Genomic DNA, 25,475 nt, shown 5'->3' with positions numbered 1-25,475 from the left:
CTGGGTGGCCACAGCGACTGCGACCGACACTGCGACGGACACCGCGCTCGACGTGCTCCGGCGGGTCTTCGGGTACGACGCGTTCCGGGGCGAGCAGGCTGCCATCATCGACACCGTCGTCGGCGGCGGCGACGCCCTGGTGCTCATGCCCACCGGCGGGGGCAAGTCGCTGTGCTACCAGATCCCCGCGCTGGTCCGCGCGGGGACCGGTGTCGTGGTGTCACCGCTCATCGCCCTCATGCAGGACCAGGTGGACGCCCTCGCGGCGCTCGGCGTCCGCGCGGCGTTCCTCAACTCCACGCTGTCCCCCGAGGACCGCCGCGCCGTCGAGCGCGCGCTCGTGGCGGGCGAGCTCGACCTGCTGTACGTGGCACCGGAAGGACTCCGCAGCCGCGCGACCCTCGACCTGCTCGACCGGACGCCGATCGCGCTCTTCGCGATCGACGAGGCGCACTGCGTGTCCCAGTGGGGGCACGACTTCCGGCCCGACTACCTCGAGCTGTCGGTGCTGCACCGGCGCTGGCCCTCCGTCCCGCGCATCGCGCTGACGGCGACGGCGACGGCGGCCACCCGGGCGGAGATCGCCCAGCGCCTCGACCTGGAGGGCGCACGGCACTTCGTCTCCAGCTTCGACCGCCCCAACATCACCTACCGGATCGTGCCCAAGGACCGGCCCGAGAAGCAGCTGCTCGACCTGCTGCGCACCGAGCACGCCGGGGAGGCGGGGATCGTCTACTGCCTCTCGCGCGCGTCGGTGGAGAGGACTGCCGCGTCGCTCGTCGCGAACGGGATCCAGGCGCTGCCCTACCACGCAGGGCTCCCCGCGTCGGTGCGCGCCGCGAACCAGTCCCGGTTCCTGCGCGAGGACGGCCTGGTCATGGTCGCGACGATCGCCTTCGGCATGGGCATCGACAAGCCCGACGTCCGGTTCGTCGCGCACCTCGACCTGCCCAAGTCCGTCGAGGGGTACTACCAGGAGACGGGGCGGGCCGGGCGTGACGGGCTGCCCTCCACCGCCTGGCTGGCCTACGGCCTCGCCGACGTCGTGCAGCAGCGCAAGCTCATCGAGACGTCCGATGGCGATGCCGCGCACCGGCGCAACCTGGGCCAGCACCTGAACGCGATGCTCGCCCTCTGCGAGACCGTCGAGTGCCGTCGCGCCCAGCTCCTCGCCTACTTCGGGCAGGAGCACCCCGGGGGCTGCGGGTCGTGCGACACCTGCCTCGCCCCGCCCGAGGCCTGGGACGGGACGGTCGCCGCGCAGAAGGTGCTCTCGACGGTGTTCCGTCTGGAGCGCGAGCGCGGGCAGAGCTTCGGCGTCGGGCAGGTCGTCGACATCCTCCTCGGCCGGGACACGGAGAAGGTCCGCCGGTTCCGGCACCAGGAGCTGTCGGTGTTCGGGGTCGGCAAGGACCTGTCCGAGGACGAGTGGCGGGCCGTGGTGCGTCAGCTCCTCGCGCAGGGGCTGCTCACCGTCGAGGGCGCGCACGGGACGCTCGTGCTCACTGCGGGGAGCGGGGAGGTCCTGGCCCGGCGACGCGAGGTCCGGATGCGGCACGAGCCGGCTCGTCCGGTGCGGGCGGCGAAGGGACGGAAGGCGGCGGCCGCCGCCGAGCTGGCCGAGGCCGACGTCCCGCTCTTCGAGGCGCTGCGCGCCTGGCGGGCGGGCGAGGCGAAGACCCAGGGCGTGCCCGCGTACATCGTGTTCGGGGATGCGACGCTCCGCGGGATCGCGACCGCCCGGCCCGGCTCGCTCGAGCGGCTCGCGCAGGTGAGCGGCGTCGGCGAGAACAAGCTCGCCCGGTACGGCGACGCGGTGCTGGCCGTCGTCGCCGAGGCGGGTTGAGCGGCCGCGCGCCAGGCTCCGGACCGCCCGCTGCGCCCGAGGCAGGGGACGCGATGCGTGTCAGACGTCGACGCGGTACGACAGCGCGAGCTCGTCGCCGCCGACCCCGCGGATGCCCCAGTTCTCGCGCGGGCTCTCCAGGACCACGAGCTCTACGTCGTCCGCGGTCAGGCCCAGGGCGGGCGCGACGTCGTCGTACAGCGCCGCGACCAGCGCGCGCTTGGCCTCGCGCGTGCGTCCGGTGAAGCAGACGACCTCGACGACGAGGTACGCATCCGAGCGCGGGGCGACGAGGTCGTCGTCGTCCAGGAGCAGGAAGCGGTGGAACCGCTTGTCCGGCGGGAGCTGCCACGTGCGCACGAGCGCGTCGTGCAGCGCGTCGGACACCTCCCGGCGCCGCTCGCCCCACACGCTGCGCCGTCCGTAGATCTTCACCTGGGCCACGGGGCGAGCGTAGCCGTGACGCACCCCACGCCGTCGGTCCCGGTCACCCGCGGCGGCGACGTCGCGCGCGCTCGTAGAGTGACCCGGTGCTCGTGCTGCTCCCCCCGTCCGAGGGCAAGACCCCCGCGCCCGACGGCGCCCCGCCCGTCGACCTCGACGCCCTGACCTCCCCCGCGCTCACCGCGCACCGCGTGACGGTCCTCGACGCGCTCGCCGCCGCGAGCGCCCGGCCGGACGCGCACGACGTCCTGGGCACGACACCGGGGCTCGCCGAGGAGGTGCGGCGCAACACCGTGCTGCGCACGGCCCCCGCCGGTCCGGCGGCCGACGTGTACACGGGCGTGCTGTACGGCGCCGCGGACCTCGCGGGCGCGCTCGCCGCGGGCGGGGAGCCCGCGCGTCGGGCCCGCGAGGACGTGCGCGTCGTGTCGGGGCTGTGGGGCGCGCTCTCCCCCGCCGACCGGGTCCCGGCGTACCGGCTCTCCATGGCGGTGGACCTGCCGGGCGTCGGGAGGCTCGCCACGGCGTGGCGGCCGCACCTCGCCCCCGTGCTCGACGAGCGCGCGGCGGGCGACGTCGTCGTGGACTGCCGGTCCGCGACGTACGTGGGCGCGTGGAAGCCGCGGGCGTCGGGTCCGTCCGCGGCCGAGTGGGTCGCGGTGCGGGTCGTGCGCGAGCACGCCGGGAGGCGCACCGTCGTCTCGCACAACGCCAAGCACACGCGCGGCGTGCTCGCCGGGCACCTCGTGCGCCGGGAGGCGGCGGCGCCGTCGTCCGCGGCCGGGCTGCTGGACGCGGCGCGCGAGCTCGTCGGCACGGTGATCGGGACCGAGGTCGGCTCGGGCCTCACCTACCGGTTGATCGAGGCGACCCTGCACGACGCCACGACCCGCAGCGGGCCGCGCACGCTCGAGCTCGTCATCTCCTGAGCGGTCCGGACGAGCAGTCCGGACGAGCGGTCCGGCGCGGTCGTCGGCCCGGCCGGCGCGGCGCGCCGCTGCGCCGGGACGGGCGGGGGTCCACAGTGGACCCATGGCCGTCAGCCAGGACCTCGCCGACCGCGTCCGCGCGGTGCTGGCGCCCCGCGCCCCGTTCGAGGAGCGGACGATGTTCGGCGGCCTCGCGTTCCTCGTGGACGGGCGCATGGCGGTCGCGATCACCGGGGACGCCCTCATGGTCCGGGTCGGCACGGGCGGACGCACCGCCGCCCTGGAGCACGGTGCCCGGCCGATGACGATGGGCACCCGCACGATGGCGGGGTGGGTCGTCGTCGACGGTCCGCGCCTGGCGGACCCGCGCGACCTCGACGCCTGGGTGGGGACCGGTCTCCAGGTCGCCCGCACCGCGCCTCGGCGGCCGCCGAGGTAGAGCCGTGGTCGCGACCACGGCTCTACCTCGCGCCACGGGGAGTGTCGCTCGGGGGATCAGAGGTCGCTCGGGACGCCCTGGGCGGTGAGCTCGCTCGTGCCGTCGGCCCACAGCCGCAGGATGCTCACCGACGCCGGAGGGACGCGGACGCGCGACCACTGCTCGGGCGGCGCGCCCACGGCCGTCCCGATCGCGGCCCGCACCTGGACGGCGTGGCCCACGACGACGACGGTGCGGCCCGCGGGTCCGGCGCCCGGCAGCATCGTGTCGACGAGGTCGCGCAGCCCCTGCTGGACGCGCGCGCCGACGTCGGCGGCCGACTCGCCCCCGGGGGCGGAAGTCGTCCCGGTCGTGTACCAGGCGGCCAGCAGGCCGGGCCACCCGGCGTCGACCTCCGCGGCCGTGAGCCCCTCCCACGCACCGAAGTCCACCTCGGCGAACCGGTCGTCCGTCGTCACGGGCACCCCGAGCCGTCGGCTGACGGCGCGCGCCGTCTCCTGGGCCCGGACCATGGGCGAGGCGACGACGGCCGACGGGCGCGGCAGGTCGGGCCACGCCTGGCGCCCGATCCGGAACACCAGGTCGGCGGCCTGCGCGGCCTGTGTCCGGCCGCGCGCGGTGAGCGACGCTCCCGGCACCGACGAGCCGCTGAACGCGCCCGCGACGGTGAGCGGCGTCTGCCCGTGCCGCACGAGGACGACCGTGAGCGCGGGCGCGTCGTCGAACCGGACGGTGGCGCCCGACGGCCGGGCTGCCGTGTCGAGCGCCGCGCCCTCCGGGACGGCGGGGAGCGTCGTCGGCGCGCCCTCGGGGTCGGCCGCGATGTCCGGCACGGGGTCGGCCGCCGCCCCCGATGGGTCCGCGGGCTCGTGGTCGCGCACGACGGTCCCGCGGGTGTCCATCGCCTCGTTGGCGAGGGCGTCGGCCGCCGCGTTCTGCGCGCGCGGCACCCACTCGTAGGTGACCTGCGCGGCCGGGAGCACCGTCGCGGCCTCGGCCGCCAGGCGGCGCATGTCGTCGTGCTTGATCTGCCAGCGCCCCGACATCTGCTCGACGACGAGCCGCGAGTCCATCCGGACGGTCACGCGCGCGTCGGGGTCGATCTCCGCGGCGGCGCGCAGCCCGGCGACGAGGCCCGAGTACTCGGCGACGTTGTTCGTCGTCGTGCCGAGGTACGCGGCCCGCTCGGCGAGCACCTGGCCGGTCGCGGCGTCGCGGACGAGCGCCCCGAAGCCCGCGGGCCCCGGGTTGCCGCGGGAGCCGCCGTCGGCCTCGACGACGAGCTGCCGACCTCTCGCCCCGCTCACGCGCCGGCGCCCTCCGGCCGCACCACGATGTGGCCGTAGTCCTCGAGCCGCACCACCTGGTCGGGCGCGGCCGACGTGATCGCCGCGAGCTCCGCCGGGCTCAGCGAGACGTTGAGCCCGTCGACGTGCTGGCCGCGCAGCGCGACGACGCCACGGCCGCCGTTCTGGTCGCGCACGCGCTCGTAGAGCGCGAGCAGGCCCGCGTCGAGGCCGGCGACGGCGTCCGTGCGGCGGGAGGCGACCTGCGCGGCCTCGGCGTCGAGCTCCGCGTACCGGGCGTCGCGCGCGGCCACGACCTCGGCCTTGGCAGACTCGATCTCGGCGTGCGCCGACTCGAGCTTCGCGAGGGCCTCCTCGTGCGCCTCGAGCCGCTCCATGACGTCGAGCTCGACCTCCTCGAGGACGCCCTGCCGACGCGCGAGCGACTCGAGCTCGGCGACGAGCGCCTGCGCGTCCTTCGCCCCGACCTGGCCGGAGTCCAGCCGCGACTGGTCGCGCGCGGCGCGCGTCCGCACCTGCTCGACGTCGCCCTCGGCCTTGGTCAGCTCGCGCCGGAGGTCGCTCACCGCGGTCCGCGACTCCACGAGCTTGCCGCGCAGGTCCTCGAGCTGGGCGTCGAGCTCGGCGATGCGCGCGTGCTCGGGCAGGTTCTTGCGCTGGTGCGCGAGCTGCTGGGCACGCGTGTCGAGCTCCTGGACGTCCAGCAGGCGGAGCTGGTCGGCGGGCGGTGCAGTGGCCACGGGTGGTTCCTTTCGTGGGCCCCGGGTGGGGGCCGGCGTGCGGGTCGGTGGGGACGGGTGCGGGTCGACGCGCGGCGGGCGTCAGCCCTGCGCGGTGTCGCGGGGCGGTCCGGCGTCGGCTCCGGGGTCGGCGGGTGCGGACGGGAACCGCGCCGTCCACGGGTCGGTGACGAGCGTGCTGACCCGCGTCTCCACGGCGGCGCCGGAGCGCGCGAGGACGCGCACGAGGTCCTCGGCAGCGTAGCGGAGCCACGGCCACTCCGAGGCGTAGTGCGGCACGTCGACGAGGAACGGCGTCCCGGCCCCGCCGCCGTCGAGCCGCGCGCGCTCGCGCAGCTCGGACACGGGGTGGTGGCGCAGGTCGGACGTGAGGTAGACGTCGGCCCCGCTCGCCCGCACGGCGTCGAACAGCGAGTCGCCGGACCCGCCCACGACCGCGACCGACTCGACGCGCGCGTCGAGGTCGCCCGCCACGCGCACGCCCTGCACCGTCGGGGGCAGCACCTGCGCGACGCGCTGCGCGAAGGCGCGCAACGTCGTCGGCTCCGCGAGCCGGCCCACGCGGCCGGTGCCGGTGCGCGCCGCCTCGTGCGGCGACGGCGCGGGGTGCGGCACGAGGGGGACGCGCTGGAGCAGGTCGAGCGCGTCGGCGAGGGCGTCCGCGACCCCGCGCTGCGCGGCGTCGGCGTTCGTGTGCGCGACGTACAGCGCGCACCCGCCCCGGATGAGGCGGTGCACGAGCGAGCCCTTGAAGGTCGTCGCGGCGACGGAGTGCACCGGCCGCAGGAACAGCGGGTGGTGCGTGACGAGCAGGTCGGCGCCCCACGCGAGGGCCTCGTCCGCGACCTCCTCGACGGGGTCGACGGCGAGCAGCACCTTGCGCACGGGCGCGCCCGGGTCGCCGGCGACGAGGCCGACGGCGTCCCAGTCCTCCGCCGTCGACGGCGGGTACAGCTCGTCCAGCGTCCGCACCACGCGGCCGAGCGTCGGGTGCCCCGCGCCCTCGGCCGCCGGGTCCGCAGGAGAGGTGTCGGTGCTCGGGTCGGGCGCGGCGGTCATGGCGGCAGGCTATCCCGGGCGGGCCGCCGCACGCCGCCCGCCATGGTTTGATGGATTGCGCAATCCATCATCCCGCTGCACCGGAGGACCCGTGCCCCGCCCACCCCGACCCGACGACGACGCCCCCGGCACCGACGAGACCGCTCCCCTCTACCGCATCAAGGCCGAGCTCTTCCGGTGCCTCGCGCACCCCACACGCATCCAGGTGCTCGAGGTCCTCGCCGCCGACGCCGACCACACCGCGCCCGTCTCCGTGCTGCTCGACGTCACCGGGTGCGAGGCGTCCCAGCTCTCCCAGCACCTCGCGGTGCTGCGCCGAGCGGGCGTCGTGACCTCCACGCGCAGCGGGAACGCCGTCGAGTACCGCCTCGCCGAGCCGCTCGTCGCCGAGCTCCTCGTCGTGGCGCGAGCGTTCCTGCTGTCGAACCTCGCGGGCGCGTCCGACCAGCTCGAGGCCGCGCGTCGGCTCCCGGCCCTGCCCGGCGCGTCCGCGCGCGCCGTGCTCGACGCGACCACCGCGTCGTCCCCCTCGGCATGAACCGCCTCGCCGCCGTCCGCGACCTGCTGCCCCGGCGCTCCGACTACGACCTGCGGCCCCGGACCCTGCGCGCCGACCTCCTCGCCGGCGTCACCGTGGGCGTCGTCGCCCTCCCGCTCGCGCTCGCGTTCGGCGTCAGCTCCGGGGTCGGGGCCGCCGCCGGGCTCGTCACCGCCGTCGTCGCCGGTGTCGTCGCGGCGGTCCTCGGCGGGTCGAACCACCAGGTGTCCGGGCCGACCGGAGCGATGGCGGTCGTGCTCGCGCCGGTCGTCGTCACGCACGGCCCAGGATCGGTGGCGCTCGTCACCGTCCTCGCCGGGCTCGTGGTCCTCGTCGCCGGGCTCGCCCGGCTCGGGCGGGTCGTCACGTACATCCCGTGGCCGGTCGTCGAGGGGTTCACGCTCGGGATCGCGTGCATCATCTTCCTCCAGCAGGTCCCGGCCGCGGTCGGCGTCGAGGCCGCACCCGGCCACAACACCCTGGTGTCCGCCGTGGAGGCCGTGCGCGCCGCCGTGACCGACGTACCCGCCGCCCCGGTGCTGTGGACGCTCGGCTGCGTCGCGCTCGTCGCCGCGACGATGCTGCTGCTCCCCCGCCTCCACGCGGCGGTCCCCGCGTCGCTCGTCGCGGTCGTGCTCGCCACGGTCCTCGTCGAGGTGCTCGGCGCGCCCGTCCCACGCATCGGCGCCCTGCCGTCGTCGCTGCCCGCGCCCGTCCTGCCCTCGGTGACACCCGGCGCGCTGCGCGACCTCGGCGGCGCCGCGCTCGCGATCGCCGCGCTCGCGGCGATCGAGTCCCTGCTGTCCGCCCGCGTGGCGGCGACCATGGTGCAGTCCGGGCCCGGCGGTGGCTCCGTCTACCAGCCCGACCGGGAGCTCGTCGGCCAGGGCGTCGCCTCCGTCGCCAGCGGCCTCTTCGGCGGCATGCCCGCCACCGGCGCCATCGCGCGCACCGCGGTCAACGTGCGCTCCGGCGCCCGCACGCGGCTCGCCGCCGTCGTGCACGCCGTCGTGATCCTCGCGGTCATGTACCTCGCCACCGGTCCCGTCTCGCGGATCCCGCTCGCCGCCCTCGCCGGCGTCCTCATGGTCACGAGCTTCCGGATGATCGGCGGACGCACGATCCGCTCCGTCGTCGGCGCCGGGCGCTCCAGCGCGGCCACCTTCGCCGTGACCGCCGTCGTCACCGTGGCGTTCGACCTCGTGCAGGCCATCGAGATCGGCATCCTCGTCGCCGCGTTCTTCGCGCTGCGCACCGTCGCCCGCGCCTCGGGGGTGCACCGTGACCCGCTCCCCGGCCCCGCCGAGCCGGGCGACGAGCACGTCGCGCTCTTCCGCCTCGAGGGCTCCATGTTCTTCGGCGCCGCGGACCGGGTGCTCGCCGAGGTGTCCGACGCCTCGGCGCACGACGACGTCCTGGTCGTGATCCTCCGGCTCTCCCAGCTCCGCATGGTCGACGCGACCGGCGCGAGGGCGCTCGGCGAGCTCGTCGAGGGCCTCGAGGCGCGCGGCGTGACCGTCCTCGTCAAGGGGGTGCAGGACCGGCACCGCGCGCTGCTCACGAACGTCGGCGCGCTCGCGGAGCTCCGGCACGAGAACCACCTCTTCGACTCCCTCGACGACGCGATCGAGCACGCGCGCTCCCACGTGCGTCGCGCGGCCACCGGCACGGACGTCCCGCAGGTGCGCGGGCTGCGACCGTCGAGCTGACTGCCTAGCCTGGAGCGGTGCACGAGTACGTGCGGGCCCTGCCGCCGACGCTGCCGCCCGGCGTCGTGTCGATGGTCGGGTACCGCCTGCGGACCGCGACGACGGACGGCACGCCGTCCGTCCATCGCGGCCTGCCGTCGCCGTGGCTCACGCTCGTCGTGAGCACCGCGGGCGTCGTGCCGACGGCGGTCGGACCGGACGCGGCGCCGACGCGGTACGCGTCGCTCGTCGGCGGCCTGCACACGCGGCCCGCGTACATCCACCAGCCGCCCGAGCAGGCGGGCGTGCAGCTCGCCCTCGACCCCCTCGCGTGCCGCGAGCTGCTCGGTGTCCGGGCCGGCGACCTCGGCCTCGTCGAGGACGCGGACGCGGTGCTCGGACCCGTCGCCGAGCGGTTGCGCGAGCAGGTGGCCGAGGCGGGCTCGTGGGCCGCGGCGTTCGACGTCGTGCGGGCGGCGCTCGCGACACCCGGCGGGGCCGCACCAGGCGGCTCCGCCACCCGGTGCGACGGCGTGCGCCCCGAGGTCGCGGAGGCGTGGCGGGTGCTCGTGCGGACGCGCGGGCGCGCCCGGGTCCGGGACGTCGCGCGGCACGTGGCGCTGGGCGAACGCCGTCTGGAGACCCTGTTCCGGGCAGAGCTCGGGGTGTCCCCCCGCGCCGCACGCGGGCTCGCGCGGTTCGACGCCGCCCGTCGCGCGGTGCAGCGCCTCGCCCTCGGCCGCGGTCCCCGCACGCTGGCGGACGTCGCCGCGAGCGCCGGGTACGCCGACCACTCCCACCTCGTGCGCGACTTCCGCCGGTTCGCCGGCACGACCCCGACGGGGTGGGTCCGCGAGGAGGTCGGGAACATCCAAGCCGGGGGCCACACCGACGGCCCAGGCTGGGACCATGAGCATCCACGAGAGCACCCGGGACACCGCTGACCACGCCCTCGCCGCCGTGACGGCCGGGACCCCGACCGGGACGCCGCCCGGGACGCCGAGCCCCCAGGTCTGGCCGACCCTCCAGGCGCGCGACGCCCGTGCGCTCGTCGCGTTCCTCACCGACGTCGTCGGGTTCGTCGCGACGGCCGTCATGGCGGGCGACGACCGCGACGTCGCGCACGCCCAGCTCGACTGGCCGCACGGCGGCGGGATCATGCTCGGCAGCCACTCCCCCGAGCGGGAGTGGTCACGCGAGCCGGGGACGTGCGGCACGTACGTCGTCGTGCCCGACGACGCCGCGATCGAGGCGCTGGACGCCCGGCTGCGCGAGCGCGTGCCCGGCACGGGTGGCCGCGTCGTCGTGCCGCTGCGCGAGACCGACTACGGGAGCCGCGAGCTCGTGCTCCAGGACCCCGAGGGCAACCTCTGGTCCTTCGGCACGTACCGCGGCGAGCCGCGGCGGTGACGGCGTCGGGCGTGCTGCCCGCCGCACGCCGCCGGTCGGGCGCGGTGCGCCCGGCCCCGCCTCGCCTCGCCGCGCCTCACTTCGCCTCGGCGTAGTGGTCGACGACCGCGACGGTCAGCGGGAAGTCGACCGGGAAGTCGCCGAACAGCAGGCGTCCCGCCTCGGCCGCCGCGGCGCGGACCTCGTGCGCGACCGTCTCGGCGAGCTCCGCCGGCGCGTGCACGACGACCTCGTCGTGCAGGAAGAAGACGAGGTGCGCACGGTCGGCGAACGGGGCGGGCGCCGCGCCGGGGGTCGCGGCGAGGGGCAGGTCCCACAAGCGCCGCCGGATCGACGCCAGCCAGCACAGCGCCCACTCGGCCGCGGTGCCCTGCACGACGAAGTTGCGCGTGAACCGGCCCCACGCCCGCGTGTACGACCGGGCCCGCGCCTGCGCGTCGGCCCCGGACGCGGCGTCCTCGGTGGCACCGGCGTCCTCGACCGCGTACGCCCCGTCCTGGGCGGCGTGCCACGACTCGCCGGGCCGCGGGGAGCTGCGGCCGAGGAGCGTCGAGACGACCTCGCCGCGCTCACCCGCCTGGGCGGCGCGCTCCACGAGGCCGATGGCGTCGGGGAACGCCTTCGCGAGCCGCGGCAGCACGAGCGCGCTGTCGCCCGTCGTGCCGCCGTACATCGCGCCGAGCATCCCCACCTTCGCGTGGTCGCGGGTCGCGACGGCGCCCGACGCGACGATCCCCGCGTACATGTCGCCGCCACGCCCTGCGGCGGCCATCCGCTCGTCGTGCGCGAGCCCGGCGAGCACGCGCGGCTCGAGCTGCGCGGCGTCGGCCACGACGAGCCTCCAGCCCGGGTCTGCGACGACGGCGCGCCGCACCTGCTTCGGGAGCTGCAGCGCTCCCCCGCCGCTCGACGCCCACCGACCCGTGACGACCCCGCCCACGACGTACTCGGTCCGGAACCGGCCGTCGTGCACCCAGGTGTCGAGCCACGCCCAGCCGTTCGCCGTGAGGAGCCGCGCGAGCTTCTTGTACTCGAGCAACGGCTCGACGACGGGGTGGTCCGTGCGCTCGAGCTCCCCCTTGCGCAGGGACCGCACGCCGACGCCCGCGTACTGCAGCGCCTTGAGCAGGTCGGGGTGGGAGTCGGGGTTGAGCGTGGGTGGCGCGTCGAGCGCGGCGCGGATGCGCGCGACGAGCTCCTCCATGCGCGCGGGCCGCTCTCCCGGCCGGGGCCGCGGCCCGAGCTCGTTGCTGAGGATCGCGTCGTGCACGTCGGCGCGCCACGGCACGCCCGCGTGGTGCATCTCGGCGGCGACGAGCGCGCCCGCGGACTCGCCGGCGAGCAGCAGGCGCAGCCGTCCGGCCGCGTCCGGGCCGTCCGCGGCGGCGACGGTCGCGAGCTGGTCTCGGAGCTCCGCGACCGGGTCGAGCCGCACGCTCGGGCCGTCCTGCGCGCCGAGCTCGAACAGCCCGACGGGCTGCGGCGGCACGGACGGGTCGCGCCCGGCCGGCACCGCGGCGAGCTCGTCCCACGGGCCGGGGTCGCGCCGCGCGAACGGCGTGCCCGCGACGAGCCGCGAGCGCCGCAGGAGCACGTGGGACAGACGCAGGTCGTGCGACCGCTCCACGCGTCGCCCGGCCGCGAGCAGGGCCGGGTACCACCGGTTCGTGTCGTCCCAGGTCTCGCGGACCGGGTCCGGCGGCCCGTCCGCGACGTGCTCGACCCGGGCCCGTCCCGGCGAGCCGACGTGGACCGCGTACGTGCTCACGCGCCCGCCTCCCGCGCTCGGGGCCCAGGGGCGGGCGCGGCGGCGACGGCGCGCGCGAGCGTCCGGCCCCGGGCGGCGACGAAGCCGGCACGCAGGAGCCCGGCCGCGTCGGGCGCGTGCGCGACGAGCCCGACCGTGGTGGCGAGCGTCGTCGCCCCGAGATCGTCCGCGGTGCGCGCGGCACGCGCGAGCGCGCTCGCCTGGTGCGGCGTGAGGTGCCGGCGACCCGTCGCGGCGAGCGCCACGACCGAGTCGAGCAGCGTGTCGCACACGTCCTCGACGGGCGTGGGCACGACCACGTCCCGCGCGTGCGTCACCGCACGCCCGCGCAGCGACCGGACGCGCGCCCGGAGCCGGGCCCACGGGGTCGACCACGCCCGGTGGTCGTACGCCGGCGTCAGCGTCGGGACGACGACGTCGAGGCCCTCGCCCGGGCGGTCGACGAACAGGCCGACGGCCTCGTCACGCCGCGACGCCAGGTCGCGCTCGACGGCGACGGCGACCACGCGCCGGCTCCCCGCCGCGACCCCGAGCAGGGTGTCGCACGCCGCCTCGTCCGCGGCGTCGACGCGCACGACCGTCTCCGCGCCGTCCGCCGCGACCAGCGTCCAGGTGAGCTCCTGCGCGACCTCGTCGAGCCCGATCGCGCCCGCCTCACGCACCATGACGACCCGCACGACGGCGGGCGTCCGCCCGAACCCGGCCTCGGCCCGCGGCGGGGTCGTCGCGGTGCGGGCCGCGACGTCACGGAGCTCGTCGGCGTCGAGCACCCCGAGCGGCTCGACGGCGGGCCCCTCGCCCGCGCGCAGCCCCGTGCCCGCGCGCTCGGTCGCGCCGCGGAGCGCGAACGGGCCGCGGCACAGCGCCTCGACCGACCGGCCCCAGACGAGCGGGAGGTCCCACGAGCGCCGGAAGGTCGGGTCGGCGCCCGGCGGACGGCCGGTGGTGACCGATCGGACGCGCCCGGCGTCCGCGTCCCACAGGTGCACGGTCACCCCGCGCGCGCCCGACGCCGCGACCCACCAGCGCGCACCGAGCGGCACGACCCGGGCCAGGTCGGTCGTGCGCTCGTCGGGCGTGCCGGCGTCGGGCGGCGGGTCCGCCTGCACGTACGCCCACAGCTCGGCCAGGGCCAGGAGGCAGTCCGTCTCGTCCACCGCGCCGCGGCGGTCCACGAGCGCCTCGAGCCGTCCGACCGCGGACGTGACGAGGCGCTGGACCGCGGGCCGTCGGCCGAGCCGCGCGACCACGCCCGCACCGCGCAGCTCCTCCAGGTCGTCGCGGCCCACGTGCGAGAGCCCGGCGTCGAGCAGCCGCTCGACCGCGCGCACGACCTCGTCGGCCACCGCTCGTGCCTCCGGGACGCCCGTGGCACGGGGCGCGGTCGCGGCCCGCTCGGGCCAGGGCCACGGGCGGTCGTGCGCGCGCCACACGTGCGCGAGCGCCTCCAGCCGCCAGCGGCGCTCTTCCGCGTCGCTCCACGCCGTCCCCTCGCGGGCCACGAGCATGCCCGCGAACCCCGCCCCCGCGACGTAGGTGACGCGTGGCGCGCCCGGCCACGAGACCACCGCGCGCGGGCCGTCGACCACCACCTCCACGGGAGGGCCGCCGACCGCCGCCTCCGTGGGGAGACCGTCGACCGTGGCTCCCGCGGGAGGGCGGGGCGTCGTCTCGGCGACCGCCCGCACGACGGCGGCGCCCGCGGCGCGGTGCACGACGCGCGGGTCGAGCGCGAGGATCTCGGCCACCGGGTCCGGGGTAGGAGCGGACGCCGCCGCCCCGTCGCCTGCCACGGCGGGAGTCTCCGCGGGCGCGGAGCCCGCCTCCCGCACCCACAGGCTCGCGGCCACGACGTGCTGGCACGCGCCCGGCGTCGGGCACGCGCACCGCGCCTCGGCAGGACCACCCGCATCGAGCTCGACCTGCATCCCGCCCACGGACACCGCGACGCCGTCGGGGCGCGCCTCGACCGGCTCGACCCGCCCGGCGGCGACGTCCTTGCGGGCGCGCCGGACGAGGCCCGGGCTCGCGAGGGTGGCGAGCGCGTCGTCGTCGTACCCCGCGTACACCGCGGCCCACGCACCGAGCCCGGCGGCGACCCCGCTCACGGGAGCACCTCGCCCAGCCACTCGGCGAACCGCTCCGGCGTCAGCGCCGCGATCTCCATGCCCTGCTCCGCGAGCCTGCGGGCGACGCCGCGGTCGTACGCGGGGTTCGCCTGCCCGTCGAGGGCCGCGAGCCCGAGCAGCCGGACGCCCGACGCGTGCAGGCGCCCCACCGCGGACACGAGCTGGGACACCGAGCCACCCTCGTCGAAGTCGCTGACGAGCGCGACGACGGTGCGCCGCGGGTCGCGCACGTGCTGCTCCGCGTACCGCACGGCGCGCGCGATGTCGGTCCCGCCGCCGAGCTGCGCGGTGAGCAGCACCGTCACCGGGTCGTGCGCGAGGTGCGACATGTCGACGACCGCCGTGTCGAACAGCACGAGGCGGACCGTGATCCCGGGCAGCCCCGCGAGGATGCCCGCGCTCACCGCGCTGTAGAGCACCGAGGCCGCCATGGACCCCGACTGGTCGACGAGCAGCACGACGTCGTACGACAGCGCTCTGCGCCGCCGCGCCGAGAACCGCAGGTCCGTGACGAGCAGACGCTTGCGCTCCGGGTCCCAGCGGCCGAGGTTGGCGCGGACGGTCCCGGCGGCGTCGAACGTCCGGCTCGACCGCACGAACGACCGCCGGGACCGGTCCCGGCGCCCGTCGACGGCCGTCACGAAACGGGGGCGCAGGCGGCGCACCACGTCGTCGACGACGCGCGCGACGATCCGTCGCAGCCCGTCCTGCACCTGCGGCCCGAGCCTGCCCCGCACGCGCAGGAGCGCCGACGCCAGCTCCGTGCTCGGCTCGACGGCCTCGACCGCCTGCGGGTCGGCGAGCAGCTCCGTCATGCCGTACCGGCCGACCGCCTCGACCTGCATGCGCTCGAACGTCTCGCGCGGGAACAGCTCGCGCGCCGACCCCAGCCAGTCGAGCCCCTCGACGACCGACCCTCCGCGGCCGCTCCTCCCACCGCCGTCCGGCCCGCCGCCGCTGCCGTGCCGGTGGCCGCGCGCGGTGTACTCGCGGTCGTAGAGGTGCCCGAGCGTGCGGTCGATCGCCTGGTCCGACGGCGCCACGGGCAGGGCGTCGCCCGCGTACCGGCCCAGCACGAGCCGCCAGCGGCGGGCGGCCTCCCGGTCGTCCGCGCGGACGTCGGCACGGACGTCCGCGCCGAGGCCGTCGCCGCCCGCGGTCACGAGACGCTCCCGCGCGCCCACGCGCCGAGCCCGTCCCGCTCGAGGACCGCGACGAGCTCGCGCTCCACGACGAGCCCGGCCCGCAGGTCGTCCTCCGAGACGTCCACGCGCCGGTCGAGCGCGTCCGCGCGCGTCCCGGTCCGGGCGGCGACGCGCTCGGCGAGCCGGTGCGTCTCGGTGGGCCGCAACCGCGTGAACGCGCGGCGCAGGTCCGGCAGGACCGCACGGAACGCGTCCTCGTCGAGGCCGCGCAGACCCTCGTCGACCGCGTCGAACAGCTCGGGCGTGTGGAGCAGCAGGTCCGGGGCCGCGCGCAGGACCCCGCCGAGGAACGCCGTCGCGGCCACCGGGTCCGCCCCCGGCGCCAGCTGGGCGCGCACGCGCTCGACGAGCCCGTTCTCGCCGGGCCGGTCACCCAGCTCGTCGTCGACGGCGGCGAACGCGGTGAGCGCACCGCGCACCGCCGGGGAGGCGTCGGCGTCCTCGCGCACGCGCGCGAGCGCCTGCCCCACCGCGGTGGGCGCCGAGCCCGGACCGTCCCGGCCCGCGCCGCGCACGTCGCGCACCAGAGACCGCAGCGCGACGAGGCACGCCAGCGCGTCGTCCTGCGTCGTCGCGTCAGCCGCCGCGAGGTCCGGGACCAGGTACGCGGCCGTGGCCAGCCCTTGCTCCGCGAGGTCGAGCAGGGCCTCCGCGTGGTCGCCCAGCTCGAGCTCGACGCGTGCCCGCCACAGCCCCACGAGCCGCCGCATGCCGGCGACGACCGACGCGAGCGACGGGTCCACGTCGAGCGTCGACCGCACGAGCGCGACGAGCGGGGGCAGACGATCCGGCAGCCCGACGACGACGCACTGCGCGACGAGGCGTGCGACGGCGTCGCTCGAGCGCTCCTCGCGCGCCCGGTCGCGCGCGTCGTCGAGCAGCGCGACCGCGACCGCCTCGAGCGTCGCGCCACGGTGGGAGAGCTCGACGAGGCGCGCCTCGACGAGCGGTGTCCAGGCGTACGTCCACTCCTCCAGCACGAGGCCCAGCCCGCGGCCCGCGACGTGGTCGGGGCCGGACACCCGGCGGGCGAGCCCCAGGTCGAGGAACGCGCACAGCGCGAGGAACCGGCGCCGGTCGCGGTGCGCGGCACGACGGCGGGCGTCGAGCCGCACGGTGCGCGGCACGGCGTCGGACACGTCGAGGCGCAGCGCCCGCGCGCGTGCCCGTGCCTCCTCGACGAGCGGCGGGGCCGCGCCGCCCGGGGCGACGTCCCCGAGCGCGCGCCCGGCGAAGATCTCGGCGACCGCGAGGCCGAGCGGGCGGTCGCCCGCGGCGTCCAGGTCGTCCGGGTCCTTCACGTAGCAGGAGGTGATCGCGTCGAGCAGGTCGGTGCGGCACGGCCAGGGCCGTTCGCGCAGGACCGCGAGCCGGTGCGCGTGCTCGACGGCGGCCTGGGACTGCGCGACGCTCCCGAGCGCCCCGCGCTCCGACGCCCCACGCCCGACGTCGACGAGCACCCCGGTCGCGGCGGCAGCGGGCCCGGCCGCGTCGTGGTGCGCGGACCAGAGGCGGTCGTAGTAGCCCGGCGCGGGCATGCCTGCGCCGTACCCCCGCAGGGCGTCGAGCCGCTCGTCGTCGTAGCGGACGAGCCACGCGGGGGCCTCGGCGAGCGCGCCGTACCCGTCCGCGGGGCGCCGCGCCACGACCGCCGCGCCGTGCTCGCTCCCGACGAGCGCCTCCACGAGGGCGAGCGTGTGGAACGCCCCCGTGACGACGACGACCGGCCCGTCCGCGCGCGCCGCGTGCTCCGCGACGCGCGCGGACATGCGCGCCTCGCGGTCGAGCGAGCCGTCGGCGGCGAGCGCCTCCTCCTCGTAGTCGAGCCGTGCGAGCGCGGCCCACGCGAACACGTCGTCGACGAGCTCGCGCCAGTCCTGCAGGCGCGCCGTCTCGCGCGCCTCGAAGAGGTGGTCCCACAGCTCGTCGTGGTCGCGGCACCCGAGCCGCTCCGCGAGCCGGGCGACCGTGCGCGAGTACGCGAGGTGGCGCTCCGCGAGGACGGTGCGCGCGGCGGCCTCCCGCTCGTCGTCCTCCTCGGCCGCCCGCTCCCCCCACGGGGAGTCGACGAACGCGAGCTCCGCCCCCGCCGCGTGGCCCGCGCGCAGCGCGACCCACTCCGGCGAGTACCGCGCGAGCGGGTAGAAGCCCGCGGCCCGCGCGCCGCCTCCCGCGGCGTCCGCGGGATCGCCCGCGAGGCTGAGGACCGCGACGGGCGGGACCGTCCGCTCGTCGAGCAGCGCGGGCAGCAGGCGCGTGTACTCCTCGGGTCCCTCGACGAGCACGACGGACGGCCGGACCTCGGCGACGAGCGCGGCCACCGCGACCGCGCACGCAGGGCTGTGGTGGCGCACCCCGACGAGGTGCACGCCGTCGCGCTCACGCAGCAGCGCGAGGTCGTGGGCCGCCTGGCGCAGCCGCGGCGGCGCGGCGTCCCACGCGGCGCGCAGGGCTACCGCCACAGGTCGCCCGCCGCCGTGAGGAAGTCCTTCCAGCGCGCGTCCGACCGCGCACGTTCCCGCACGACGTTGTCCACGTAGTGCCGCAGCCGCCGTGCGTCCTCCTCGTCGCCCTTGAGCGCGACGCCGCCCACCTGGCGAGCGACCTGCCCCGCCGTGACCGTGCCGTCGCCGAGGTAGCGCGCCTCGAGCGACGCCGCGATCGCGACGTTCACCGCCTCCGCCGTCGACATGACGGTCTCGGGGCGCTTGACCGGTGCTCCGCTCGCCGTCGTGCCGGTGCGCAGGTCCTGGAACACGGTGACGAGCACCTCGAGCACGTCGCGGTCGAGCACGGGCCGCTCTGCGGCGGGCCCGAGCTCCGCGGTGAGGCGCGTCTCGACGAGCTCGATCTCGAACGCGCGGTCGCGGATCGGCGCGACCGTCTCGAAGTTGAAGCGCCGCTTGAGCGCGGCCGACATCTCGTGGACCCCGCGGTCGCGGAGGTTCGCGGTGGCGAGCACGTTGAACCCGGGCCGCGCCGCGACGCGGGCGTCGGCGCCGAGCTCGGGGACCATGAGCTGCTTCTCGGAGAGCACGGACACGAGCGTGTCCTGGATCTCCGGGGCGCAGCGCGTGATCTCCTCGAACCGCGCGACGCGCCCGCTCTCCATCGCGCGGTAGACGGGCGACGGGACGAGCGAGCGCTCGCTGGGCCCCTCCGCGATGAGGAGCGCGTAGTTCCACGAGTACCGCACGTGGTCCTCGCTCGTGCCCGCGGTGCCCTGCACCGTGAGGGTCGACGTGCCGCTCGCGGCCGCCGCGAGCAGCTCGGACAGCAGGGACTTCGCCGTGCCGGGCTCGCCGACGAGCATGAGGCCCTGCCGGCCGAGCAGCGACACGACCGCGCGGTCGACGAGCGGGTCGTCGCCGAAGAACTTGCGGCTCACGCCCAGCTCCCGGTCGCCCACGACGAACGCCCGCACGGCGCGCGGGCTCAGGCGCCAGCCCGGCGGGACGTCGGCCCCGCGCCGGGCGTCGGCGTCCGCGAGCGCCGCGAGCTCGTCGGCGTACCGGACCTCCGCCGGCGGTCGCAGCTCCGCGAGCGCCGGGGGCGCCTGCTCGTCACCGGTGGTCGTGCTCGTCACCCGGGCTCCTCCTCGGTCCGGTCGCGGGCACCGTGCCCGTGGTCCTGCAGGTCAGCGTAGGAGCCGCGTCCCACACGGCCGGCGCCGGTGCGCCGGGGACGGTCGTCGACGGGTCCGGCGGGCGCGGCCGACGTCGTGGCGCCCTGGCCGCCGGCCCACGACCCGCCCGTGGCCCGACCCGCCGGGACCACGCGGTGCGGGTCGGCCTCCGCGTTCACGACGCCGCCCACGAGCACGACGATGCTCGTGAGCCAGCCCCACAGGACCCCGGCGAGGACGAGGCCGAGCATCTGCCCGGCCGCCTGGACGACCGCCGTCGCCCCGGCCTCCGTGCCCGGCGCCGCCGGTCCCGCGAGCCGGACGTAGAGCCCGAACCCCCACGACACGAGCAGGACGCCGCCCGTCCCGACGGCCGCGCCCGGCAGGCACCGCCGCCACGACGTGTCGACGTTCGGTGCGTACCGGTAGAGCAGCGTGAGGTACGCGCCGCACACGAGCACCACCGTCGGCCAGCGCAGCACGTCCCACGTCTGCCGGAACGCGGCGTCGAGACCGAGCCGCTCGGCCAGGTCGGTCCCGTCGCCCAGGAGCGGGCCGACCACGACGAGCGCGACGACGGACACCGCCGTGACGATCGCGCCGAGGGCGAGCGCGACCCCGAGCACGTACTGCGCCACGACCCCGCGGCGCCGCTCGACGCCGTACGCGTCGTCCAGCGCACGGACCGCGGCGCGGAAGACGCGGCTCGCGAGCCAGAGCGCCACGAGGAAGGACCCGACGGCGAACCCGGTGCGCTGCTCGTCGAGCAGGCTGTCGACGAGCGGCGCGACGACGGAGGTCGACACGTGCTCGGCGAACACCGTGGTGAGCCCGCCGACGATCGACGAGCGGATCGAGTCGACGGTGTCGTCGCCGAGGAGCGGGCGCAGGAATCCGAGGCTGGACCCGACCGCGGTCGTCAGCGGGATGAGCGAGATGAGCCCGTAGTACGACATCTCGGCGGCGAGACCCGTGACGCGGACCCCGGCGACGCGGAACGCCGAGCGGGCGGCGACGTCGGCGACGCGCACGCCCCGCACGCGCGGTCCGGTGCGCGCCGCGGCCGCGAGCACGCGGTCCTGCCACGGCACGCGGCCCGCCGCGCGCTCGCGCCGCCGCACCATCCACGGGCGGACCACCGCGCGCGCGCACCACGTCCCCGCCGCGACCGCGCCGGCCGCGGCGGGCACGCTCGCGAGCGCGCCGAGCGCCCGCGCCCCGCCGTCGTCCGCGGCGACGGCCACCACGACGACGACCGCCCCGACGCCCGCGAGGGCGAGCAGCGTCGACGTCGCCGTGCTCACCGTGGACCGGACTGTCGGCGACCGGCGCGCGAGCACGGCCACGAGCAGCCAGGCGAGCGTCGCGACGACGATCACGGGGCGGCGCCGTCGCTCACGGGAGCGTCCGCCGGGTCACCACTGGCTCTTCCGCTCCCAGTCGGGGTCGAACGACCCCGCCCCGGCCACCGCCACGTAGTCGCGGTACGCCTCCGCGACGAGGACGGGCGGCAGGTCCGCGATCCGCGCGGTCCCCCGCCCGGAGCCGCGACCCGTCCGCTCGAACGTCAGCGCCGTCACCGCGGCCGGGATGTTCTCCTCGGGGACGAACGACCCCGTGAACTCGATCTGCACGACGATCCCCGCGCTCGTGAAAGCCTTGGTGTACGCGCTGAACCACCCGGCGTCCTCGGCCTGCGAGCGGGAGTAGCCGCGCTTCGTCGCACGCCCGCGGATGGAGAAGCTGTCGGAGAACCAACCCTTGTGGTCGTCGATCGCCGTCGCTCCCGCGGGGACGTCGGGCGTCGCGACGTCGAGCTGCGCGAAGAGCGGGGCGACCTCGTAGTCCGACAGGTGGGCCGTCCAGGCGGCCGTCGCCTCCGGACCGAGCAGGACGGCGTGCGCGAGCCCGACCGTCGACCCCTCCCCGAGCTCCACGTCCTCGTCGTCGGCGTCCACGAGCGCGCCGCCGTCGGGCCGGAACGGGCGGGCACCCTCCGTCCCGGGGTTCTCGACCCAGACGAGCCGCTCGACGAGCCGCGACATCACGGGGTGACCGAGGAGGTACTCCTGCCACTCCGAGGCCGTCCACGTGCGGCCCACGCACATCGCCTCGTAGAGCCGCTGGGTCTGCAGGGCGACGACGGCCTTGAGCTCCTTGCGACTCGCGGTGAGCTGCTTCTTGGCGGCCGCGACGAGCTCGGGGTCGTCCTGCGCCCGGGGTGCCGGGAGCGCCTTGACCACCTTCCCGGCGTCGCTCGTGAGCTCGAGCGTGAACGCGGGGGTGATGCGCCCGACGTACTCCCGGGAGCCGAGGTCGAGGTGGAGCAGCCCGTCGTCCTCGAAGCCGGCGGTCTGGACGGTGCGGTCGGCGAGCTGGTCCGCCGTCCAGCCGCGCCGCTCCGCGAGCTCGCCCGCGAGCCGCTGCGCGGTCTCCTGGACCGTGGCCTGGCGGAACCGCCGCGAGACGGCGAGGAGCTCCTGGATCGCGGCCGGCTGCCCGTTGGCGGCGAGCGCGTGCACGAGCGCCTCGGTCTGCGCGCGGCGCCCGACGTGCGCCTTCGCGTAGCGCTGGAACGTCGCGGCGAGCTCGGCGCCGGGCATCGCGACCGTCAGGGCGAGCAGACCCTTGTCCTTGACCGCCGAGCCGACGTACGTGGCCTGGTGCTCGCGGTAGAGGTCGCGATGGTGGTCCTCGACCGTCTTGGACGCCTCGACCGAGTAGTGCTCGGGCGAGCGCTTGGCCCACGCCTGGTACTGGTCGTACCGCAGCTGGGCACCGGCCGTCGCGTACGCGTCGCTCTCCTGCGGCGAGGGGTTGCGCGTGTCCTGCGCGACCCACGCCGCGAGCACGTGGCTGCCGAGCCGGGCGCGGTCCTCCTCCTGGAGCAGCGACAGGTACCGCTCCAGCAGCCCGGCACCGCTCGGGTCCTTGAGCTTGACCGCGAGCACGACCCACCAGCGCAGGACCGTCGGGTCCACGGGCGAGCCGTCCGCCGCCCAGCGGGCCGCGGGCAGCGCGTCGAGGTCGAACCAGGCCATGCTGACGGGCTTCTTCGCGCGCAGCCCCTTGGTCGCCTCCGCGAGCAGCGCGTCGGGCGCGAGGTCGGCGGAGATGTCCTCGCCGAGCACCTCCAGCGCCGTGAGGAGCGCGGCGCGCACGACCTCGCTGCGCTCCTTGCCCAGCGCGGCGCGCAACGCGGGAACCGCCTCGACGTCGCCGAGCCGGGCGAGCCACTCCGCCGCGCTGCGGCGCACCTCGGACCGGCCGTTGCCCAGGCCTTGCTCCGCCAGTCCTCGCACTCCGGGGTGCGTGCTCAGGGCCGCCTGCGCCGTCGCGCGATAGGTACGCCCCTCGCCGAGCGCGAGCTCGGTCAGGCGCGGCAGGAACCGGCGCGGGACGTGCGGGAGCTGCGCGAGCACCGCGAGCGCCCGGGCGGTCTTGGCGCTGCCGTACGTGCGCTCGCGGTCGTCGAGCGCCGCGGCGAGGCGGTCGAGGTGCCCCGCGTAGTAGGGCCACGCGTTCTCGGGCGTCACCGTGTCGGTCGCCCACCAGGTCGAGAAGTACAGCTCGTCGACCAGCGCCCCGGCGTCGTCGCGCCCGACGCGCCGCAACGCCTCGTCGAGGACGCGCAGGTCGACGTCGAGCAGGTCGCCCTCGTGGAGCCGGTACCAGCCGAACCGCTCGTTGCGACCGCGCCCCTCGTTGCCATGCAGCCGCAGCCGGTGCAGGAGCGTGATGTCCGGGAGGCGCGAGAAGACGCCCGGCGCGGACAGCCGCCGCATCGCGACGCCGCCGGGGCGCCGGGTGCTCGTCCCGGAGAGGAACGCCGCGAAGGCCCGGATGTCCTCGTCGGTGATGCCCGGCAGCTCCTTGAGGTCCTGCTCGACGGTCAAGCGGCGCCACCGCGGCCACCCGTCGTCGTCCTTCTTCCCTGCGTGCGCCGCCTGGTCGGCGCGGGCGCGCTCGAGGACGGTGTCGATCGCGGACCGCGCAGCCCGCACGACCTCGTCGCCGAGCACGGTCTCCGGCAGCGGCTCGAAGGGCGGTACGTCGATCTCCGGCTCGTCCTCCTGTGCGGCGTCGAGCACACGGGCTCGCTCGACGGTGTCGCGCAGCAGCGTCGCCCGGGCGCCCGTCGACCGCTCGGCCGCGTCCTCCAGGGCGGCCAGGCCGCCGTCGACCTGGGCGAGCCGCGTGACCACGGCACCGAGCCGCGAGGCCGGGAGCGACGTGAGGAGAGGGGCGAGGAGCTCGCGCTGCTGCGCCGCGGGGAGCGGGACGAGCGCGGCGACCGCCGCCTCGCGCACCGTCTTGCTCGTGTCCGCGGCGAGCACGGCGAGCAGCGGGGCGAGCGACTCCGTCGCCGCCGGGTCCGCCGCGACGAGGGCCACGAGCTCGCCGCGCCCCGCGGCGCTCACCCCCGGCAGCACCTGCGTCGCGAGGTCCAGGTGCGCGACGACGAACTCTCGCGCCGGGTCGCCCAGCAGCGCCGGGCCCAGGTGCCGCGACGCCCAGCCGGCCGACGCCGGCCGCTCGAACAGCTCGCGCAGCACGACCGCCGGCGCGTCCGCCTCCGGCACGCCGCCCTCGACCGCGAGGGTCACGAGCAGGTCCGGCGTCCAGCGGTCGGGCGCGCCCTTGCCGTTCTTGCCGTGGCGGCGCTCGTTCGCGCGCCGCGACATGTCGTTGACGAGCGTCGTGAGCCAGCGCGGGTCCGACGACCGCTCACGGTCCACCTCGGACGAGACCGCGCTGAGCACCCTGCCGAGGCGCACGAGCTCCGGGACGGTGACGGAGTCCGACAGCGTGTAGAGGTTGGAGCGCGCGGTGACCGCCTTGGCGGACGTCCACCCCGGTACGGCGGCCTTCAACCGGTCGTCCTGGGTAGGGGTCGTCCACGAGTAGACCCCGGACTGGCCGGGACGGCCGAGGAGGGCCTCGACGTCGCCGCCCCGCAGCGTCTCCAGCTCGAGCAGCACCTCCGGCCCCTCGCCCCGGTGCACGTACGCGACCGCACGGTCCGCGAGCTCCGGCGACGCGACAGCGAGCACCTTCAAGGCGTCGACGAGCCGAGCGCTCGGGCGGTCGACTCCCGTCTGCCCCTCGTCACGCCGGAACAGACCCTTGACCTTCTCGAGCACCCTCTACCTCACCGTCACGTCGTCGCTGCTGGTGGGCCCGATGCTAGGGGTGGCCGCCGACATGGCGCGCTGCCCGCCTCCGGGCGACGCGCGCCCCGTCCGGGCGAGGCACGGGCGTGCCCGGCGGGCAAGGGAGGGGTGGTGGGCCCGGAGGGACTCGAACCCCCGACATCCACGGTGTAAGCGTGGCGCTCTAACCAGCTGAGCTACAGGCCCTGGAACGGCGGAGCACAGCCTACCGGGTCGGTACCCCGCCACCTGCCACGACCGCCGGGCTCCCGGGGCTCAGAGCTGTTCCAGCGCCCGCCGGTAACCGTCGAGGTCACGGCGCTGCCCGCGCGGGTTGACGACCGACCACCGGACGATCCCGTCGGCGTCGAGCAGGAACGAGCCGCGCAGCGCGAGGCCGTTGTCCTCGTCGAGGACGCCGTAGGCCCGCGCGACGTCGCCGTGCGGCCAGAAGTCGGAGAGCAGGTCGAACTCGAAGCCCTCCTGCGCGGCCCACGCCTTCTGCGCGAACACCGAGTCGCACGAGATGCCGAGCAGCGTGACGCCGGCCGCCTCGAACTCCTCGAGGTTGTCGCGCAGCTCGCACAGCTCGCCCGTGCAGATCCCCGAGAACGCGAACGGGTAGAACACGAGGAGCACCGGCCCTCCGCGCAGGTCCGCGAGGTGGACGGGGGTGCCGTGGGTGTCCGGCAGCGTGAAGTCGGGCGCCGGGTCGCCCGGACCGGGCGGCGTGGTGCGCCCGGTCGTCGAGGCGTCGTCAGCGACCGCGGCCACGGGTCCCGAGCTTCGTCGCGGACCAGTCGGGCGCGATGGCGAACGTGCTCGTCGCGTGCAGCCCGGCCGTGTTCGCGGCCTCCTGGATGTCGTTGTGACCCACGTGTCCCGGCCGCCCGGGCTTGGGGGTGAGCACCCAGATGAGGCCGCCGTCGTCGAGCACGGTCTGGACGTCCACGAGCAGGTCGGTGAGGTCGCCGTCGTCCTGGCGGAACCACACGACCACGCCGTCCGTGACGTCGTCGTAGTCCTCGTCGACGAGCTCGCCGCCGACGAGCTCCTCGAGCTCACCGCGCAGGTCGTCGTCGACGTCGTCCGCCCAGCCGAACTCCTGGACCACGTTGCCGGGCGCGAACCCCAGTCGGTCCGCCCCGCTGGGCCCTACGGTGTCGGTCACTGTCGTGTCGTTCCTTTCCTCGTC

20 protein-coding genes and 1 tRNA gene are annotated in these 25,475 nt (G+C 76.8%); 7 read left to right on the top strand and 14 right to left on the bottom strand.

The features are described from left to right. Positions 1 to 4: 4 nt before the first annotated feature. Positions 5 to 1,846, top strand: coding sequence for a DNA helicase RecQ (gene recQ / locus ABIE39_RS09385; protein ID WP_175008405.1), 1,842 nt, complete (start codon positions 5 to 7; stop codon positions 1,844 to 1,846). A 60-nt stretch (positions 1,847 to 1,906) separates the two neighbouring features. On the opposite strand, the gene ABIE39_RS09380 is transcribed toward recQ, so the two are convergent. Beyond that, complete coding sequence (locus ABIE39_RS09380) at positions 1,907 to 2,290, bottom strand: tautomerase family protein (protein WP_175008404.1); 384 nt, start codon at positions 2,288 to 2,290, stop codon at positions 1,907 to 1,909. Positions 2,291 to 2,376: 86 nt separating this feature from the next. Between ABIE39_RS09380 and ABIE39_RS09375 the strand changes: the two genes are divergently transcribed. Together ABIE39_RS09375 and ABIE39_RS09370 are read left to right on the top strand one after the other, a co-directional pair. Next, the gene (locus tag ABIE39_RS09375) at positions 2,377 to 3,219 is read left to right on the top strand and encodes a peroxide stress protein YaaA (RefSeq protein WP_175008403.1); all 843 of its coding nucleotides are present in this window, start codon (positions 2,377 to 2,379) and stop codon (positions 3,217 to 3,219) included. A gap of 103 nt (positions 3,220 to 3,322) precedes the next feature. Next, positions 3,323 to 3,658 (top strand): TfoX/Sxy family protein, encoded by a 336-nt coding sequence (locus ABIE39_RS09370; RefSeq protein WP_354051473.1) that lies wholly within the window; start codon positions 3,323 to 3,325, stop codon positions 3,656 to 3,658. Positions 3,659 to 3,714: 56 nt separating this feature from the next. On the opposite strand, the gene ABIE39_RS09365 is transcribed toward ABIE39_RS09370, so the two are convergent. From ABIE39_RS09365 to ABIE39_RS09355, 3 genes are all read right to left on the bottom strand, one after another. Beyond that, positions 3,715 to 4,965: a bifunctional RNase H/acid phosphatase gene (locus ABIE39_RS09365; RefSeq protein ID WP_354051471.1), complete on the bottom strand. Its 1,251-nt coding sequence runs from the start codon at positions 4,963 to 4,965 to the stop codon at positions 3,715 to 3,717. After that, complete coding sequence (locus ABIE39_RS09360; RefSeq protein ID WP_354051469.1) at positions 4,962 to 5,705, bottom strand: zinc ribbon domain-containing protein; 744 nt, start codon at positions 5,703 to 5,705, stop codon at positions 4,962 to 4,964. The genes ABIE39_RS09365 and ABIE39_RS09360 overlap by 4 nt, the downstream gene beginning before the upstream one ends. Before the next feature lie 81 nt (positions 5,706 to 5,786). Next, complete coding sequence (locus ABIE39_RS09355) at positions 5,787 to 6,764, bottom strand: Nif3-like dinuclear metal center hexameric protein (protein ID WP_175008399.1); 978 nt, start codon at positions 6,762 to 6,764, stop codon at positions 5,787 to 5,789. Between the two features lie 91 nt (positions 6,765 to 6,855). Between ABIE39_RS09355 and ABIE39_RS09350 the strand changes: the two genes are divergently transcribed. The 4 genes from ABIE39_RS09350 to ABIE39_RS09335 are packed head-to-tail and all read left to right on the top strand — an operon-like array spanning position 6,856 to position 10,400. Continuing rightward, positions 6,856 to 7,302, top strand: coding sequence for an ArsR/SmtB family transcription factor (locus tag ABIE39_RS09350; RefSeq protein WP_209829645.1), 447 nt, complete (start codon positions 6,856 to 6,858; stop codon positions 7,300 to 7,302). Beyond that, positions 7,299 to 9,011, top strand: coding sequence for a SulP family inorganic anion transporter (locus tag ABIE39_RS09345; RefSeq protein ID WP_114553951.1), 1,713 nt, complete (start codon positions 7,299 to 7,301; stop codon positions 9,009 to 9,011). Before ABIE39_RS09350 ends, ABIE39_RS09345 begins: the two co-directional genes overlap by 4 nt. Positions 9,012 to 9,028: 17 nt before the next feature. Next, positions 9,029 to 9,934 (top strand): helix-turn-helix domain-containing protein, encoded by a 906-nt coding sequence (locus tag ABIE39_RS09340; RefSeq protein ID WP_209829646.1) that lies wholly within the window; start codon positions 9,029 to 9,031, stop codon positions 9,932 to 9,934. Beyond that, the gene (locus ABIE39_RS09335; RefSeq protein ID WP_354051466.1) at positions 9,900 to 10,400 is read left to right on the top strand and encodes a VOC family protein; all 501 of its coding nucleotides are present in this window, start codon (positions 9,900 to 9,902) and stop codon (positions 10,398 to 10,400) included. Before ABIE39_RS09340 ends, ABIE39_RS09335 begins: the two co-directional genes overlap by 35 nt. 76 nt (positions 10,401 to 10,476) lie before the next feature. Here the strand turns inward: ABIE39_RS09335 and ABIE39_RS09330 are convergent, their stop codons facing one another. The 10 genes from ABIE39_RS09330 to ABIE39_RS09285 form a co-directional block, all read right to left on the bottom strand. Beyond that, positions 10,477 to 12,168: a bifunctional 3'-5' exonuclease/DNA polymerase gene (locus ABIE39_RS09330; RefSeq protein WP_354051464.1), complete on the bottom strand. Its 1,692-nt coding sequence runs from the start codon at positions 12,166 to 12,168 to the stop codon at positions 10,477 to 10,479. Further along, positions 12,165 to 14,276: a hypothetical protein gene (locus tag ABIE39_RS09325; RefSeq protein WP_354051462.1), complete on the bottom strand. Its 2,112-nt coding sequence runs from the start codon at positions 14,274 to 14,276 to the stop codon at positions 12,165 to 12,167. Before ABIE39_RS09325 ends, ABIE39_RS09330 begins: the two co-directional genes overlap by 4 nt. After that, positions 14,273 to 15,460 carry a VWA domain-containing protein gene (locus tag ABIE39_RS09320; RefSeq protein ID WP_354051460.1) on the bottom strand — a complete coding sequence of 396 codons (1,188 nt, stop codon included), beginning with the start codon at positions 15,458 to 15,460 and terminating at the stop codon, positions 14,273 to 14,275. The genes ABIE39_RS09325 and ABIE39_RS09320 overlap by 4 nt, the downstream gene beginning before the upstream one ends. Beyond that, positions 15,457 to 17,964 (bottom strand): DUF5682 family protein, encoded by a 2,508-nt coding sequence (locus ABIE39_RS09315; protein ID WP_354051458.1) that lies wholly within the window; start codon positions 17,962 to 17,964, stop codon positions 15,457 to 15,459. Before ABIE39_RS09315 ends, ABIE39_RS09320 begins: the two co-directional genes overlap by 4 nt. Continuing rightward, positions 17,955 to 19,088, bottom strand: a complete 1,134-nt coding sequence (locus ABIE39_RS09310; RefSeq protein ID WP_114554138.1) for an ATP-binding protein — start codon at positions 19,086 to 19,088, stop codon at positions 17,955 to 17,957. Before ABIE39_RS09310 ends, ABIE39_RS09315 begins: the two co-directional genes overlap by 10 nt. Further along, positions 19,085 to 20,506 (bottom strand): YihY/virulence factor BrkB family protein, encoded by a 1,422-nt coding sequence (locus ABIE39_RS09305; protein ID WP_354051456.1) that lies wholly within the window; start codon positions 20,504 to 20,506, stop codon positions 19,085 to 19,087. The genes ABIE39_RS09310 and ABIE39_RS09305 overlap by 4 nt, the downstream gene beginning before the upstream one ends. 36 nt (positions 20,507 to 20,542) lie before the next feature. Continuing rightward, on the bottom strand, positions 20,543 to 24,271 hold the full coding sequence (locus tag ABIE39_RS09300) for a DUF4132 domain-containing protein (protein WP_354051454.1): 3,729 nt from the start codon (positions 24,269 to 24,271) through the stop codon (positions 20,543 to 20,545). A 139-nt stretch (positions 24,272 to 24,410) separates the two neighbouring features. After that, positions 24,411 to 24,487 (bottom strand) — tRNA-Val (locus ABIE39_RS09295). Positions 24,488 to 24,556: 69 nt separating this feature from the next. Then, positions 24,557 to 25,054 carry a redoxin domain-containing protein gene (locus tag ABIE39_RS09290; protein WP_175008392.1) on the bottom strand — a complete coding sequence of 166 codons (498 nt, stop codon included), beginning with the start codon at positions 25,052 to 25,054 and terminating at the stop codon, positions 24,557 to 24,559. Further along, positions 25,038 to 25,451 (bottom strand): DUF3052 domain-containing protein, encoded by a 414-nt coding sequence (locus ABIE39_RS09285; protein WP_076405501.1) that lies wholly within the window; start codon positions 25,449 to 25,451, stop codon positions 25,038 to 25,040. Before ABIE39_RS09285 ends, ABIE39_RS09290 begins: the two co-directional genes overlap by 17 nt. Positions 25,452 to 25,475: the final 24 nt, after the last annotated feature.

The organism is Cellulosimicrobium sp. 4261 (assembly GCF_040546915.1).
Classification (GTDB): domain Bacteria; phylum Actinomycetota; class Actinomycetes; order Actinomycetales; family Cellulomonadaceae; genus Cellulosimicrobium; species Cellulosimicrobium cinnabarinum.
Note: the sequence above shows the minus strand (reverse complement) of the source record. Positions and strands in the feature narration are given on the sequence as shown.

Bases quoted from the DNA above. Each gene is read 5' to 3' on its own strand.
- ABIE39_RS09370 (WP_354051473.1), top strand. From the start codon at position 3,323: ATGGCCGTCAGCCAGGACCTCGCCGACCGCGTCCGCGCGGTGCTGGCG.
- ABIE39_RS09345 (WP_114553951.1), top strand. From the start codon at position 7,299: ATGAACCGCCTCGCCGCCGTCCGCGACCTGCTGCCCCGGCGCTCCGAC.
- ABIE39_RS09355 (WP_175008399.1), bottom strand. From the start codon at position 6,764: ATGACCGCCGCGCCCGACCCGAGCACCGACACCTCTCCTGCGGACCCG.
- ABIE39_RS09335 (WP_354051466.1), top strand. From the start codon at position 9,900: ATGAGCATCCACGAGAGCACCCGGGACACCGCTGACCACGCCCTCGCC.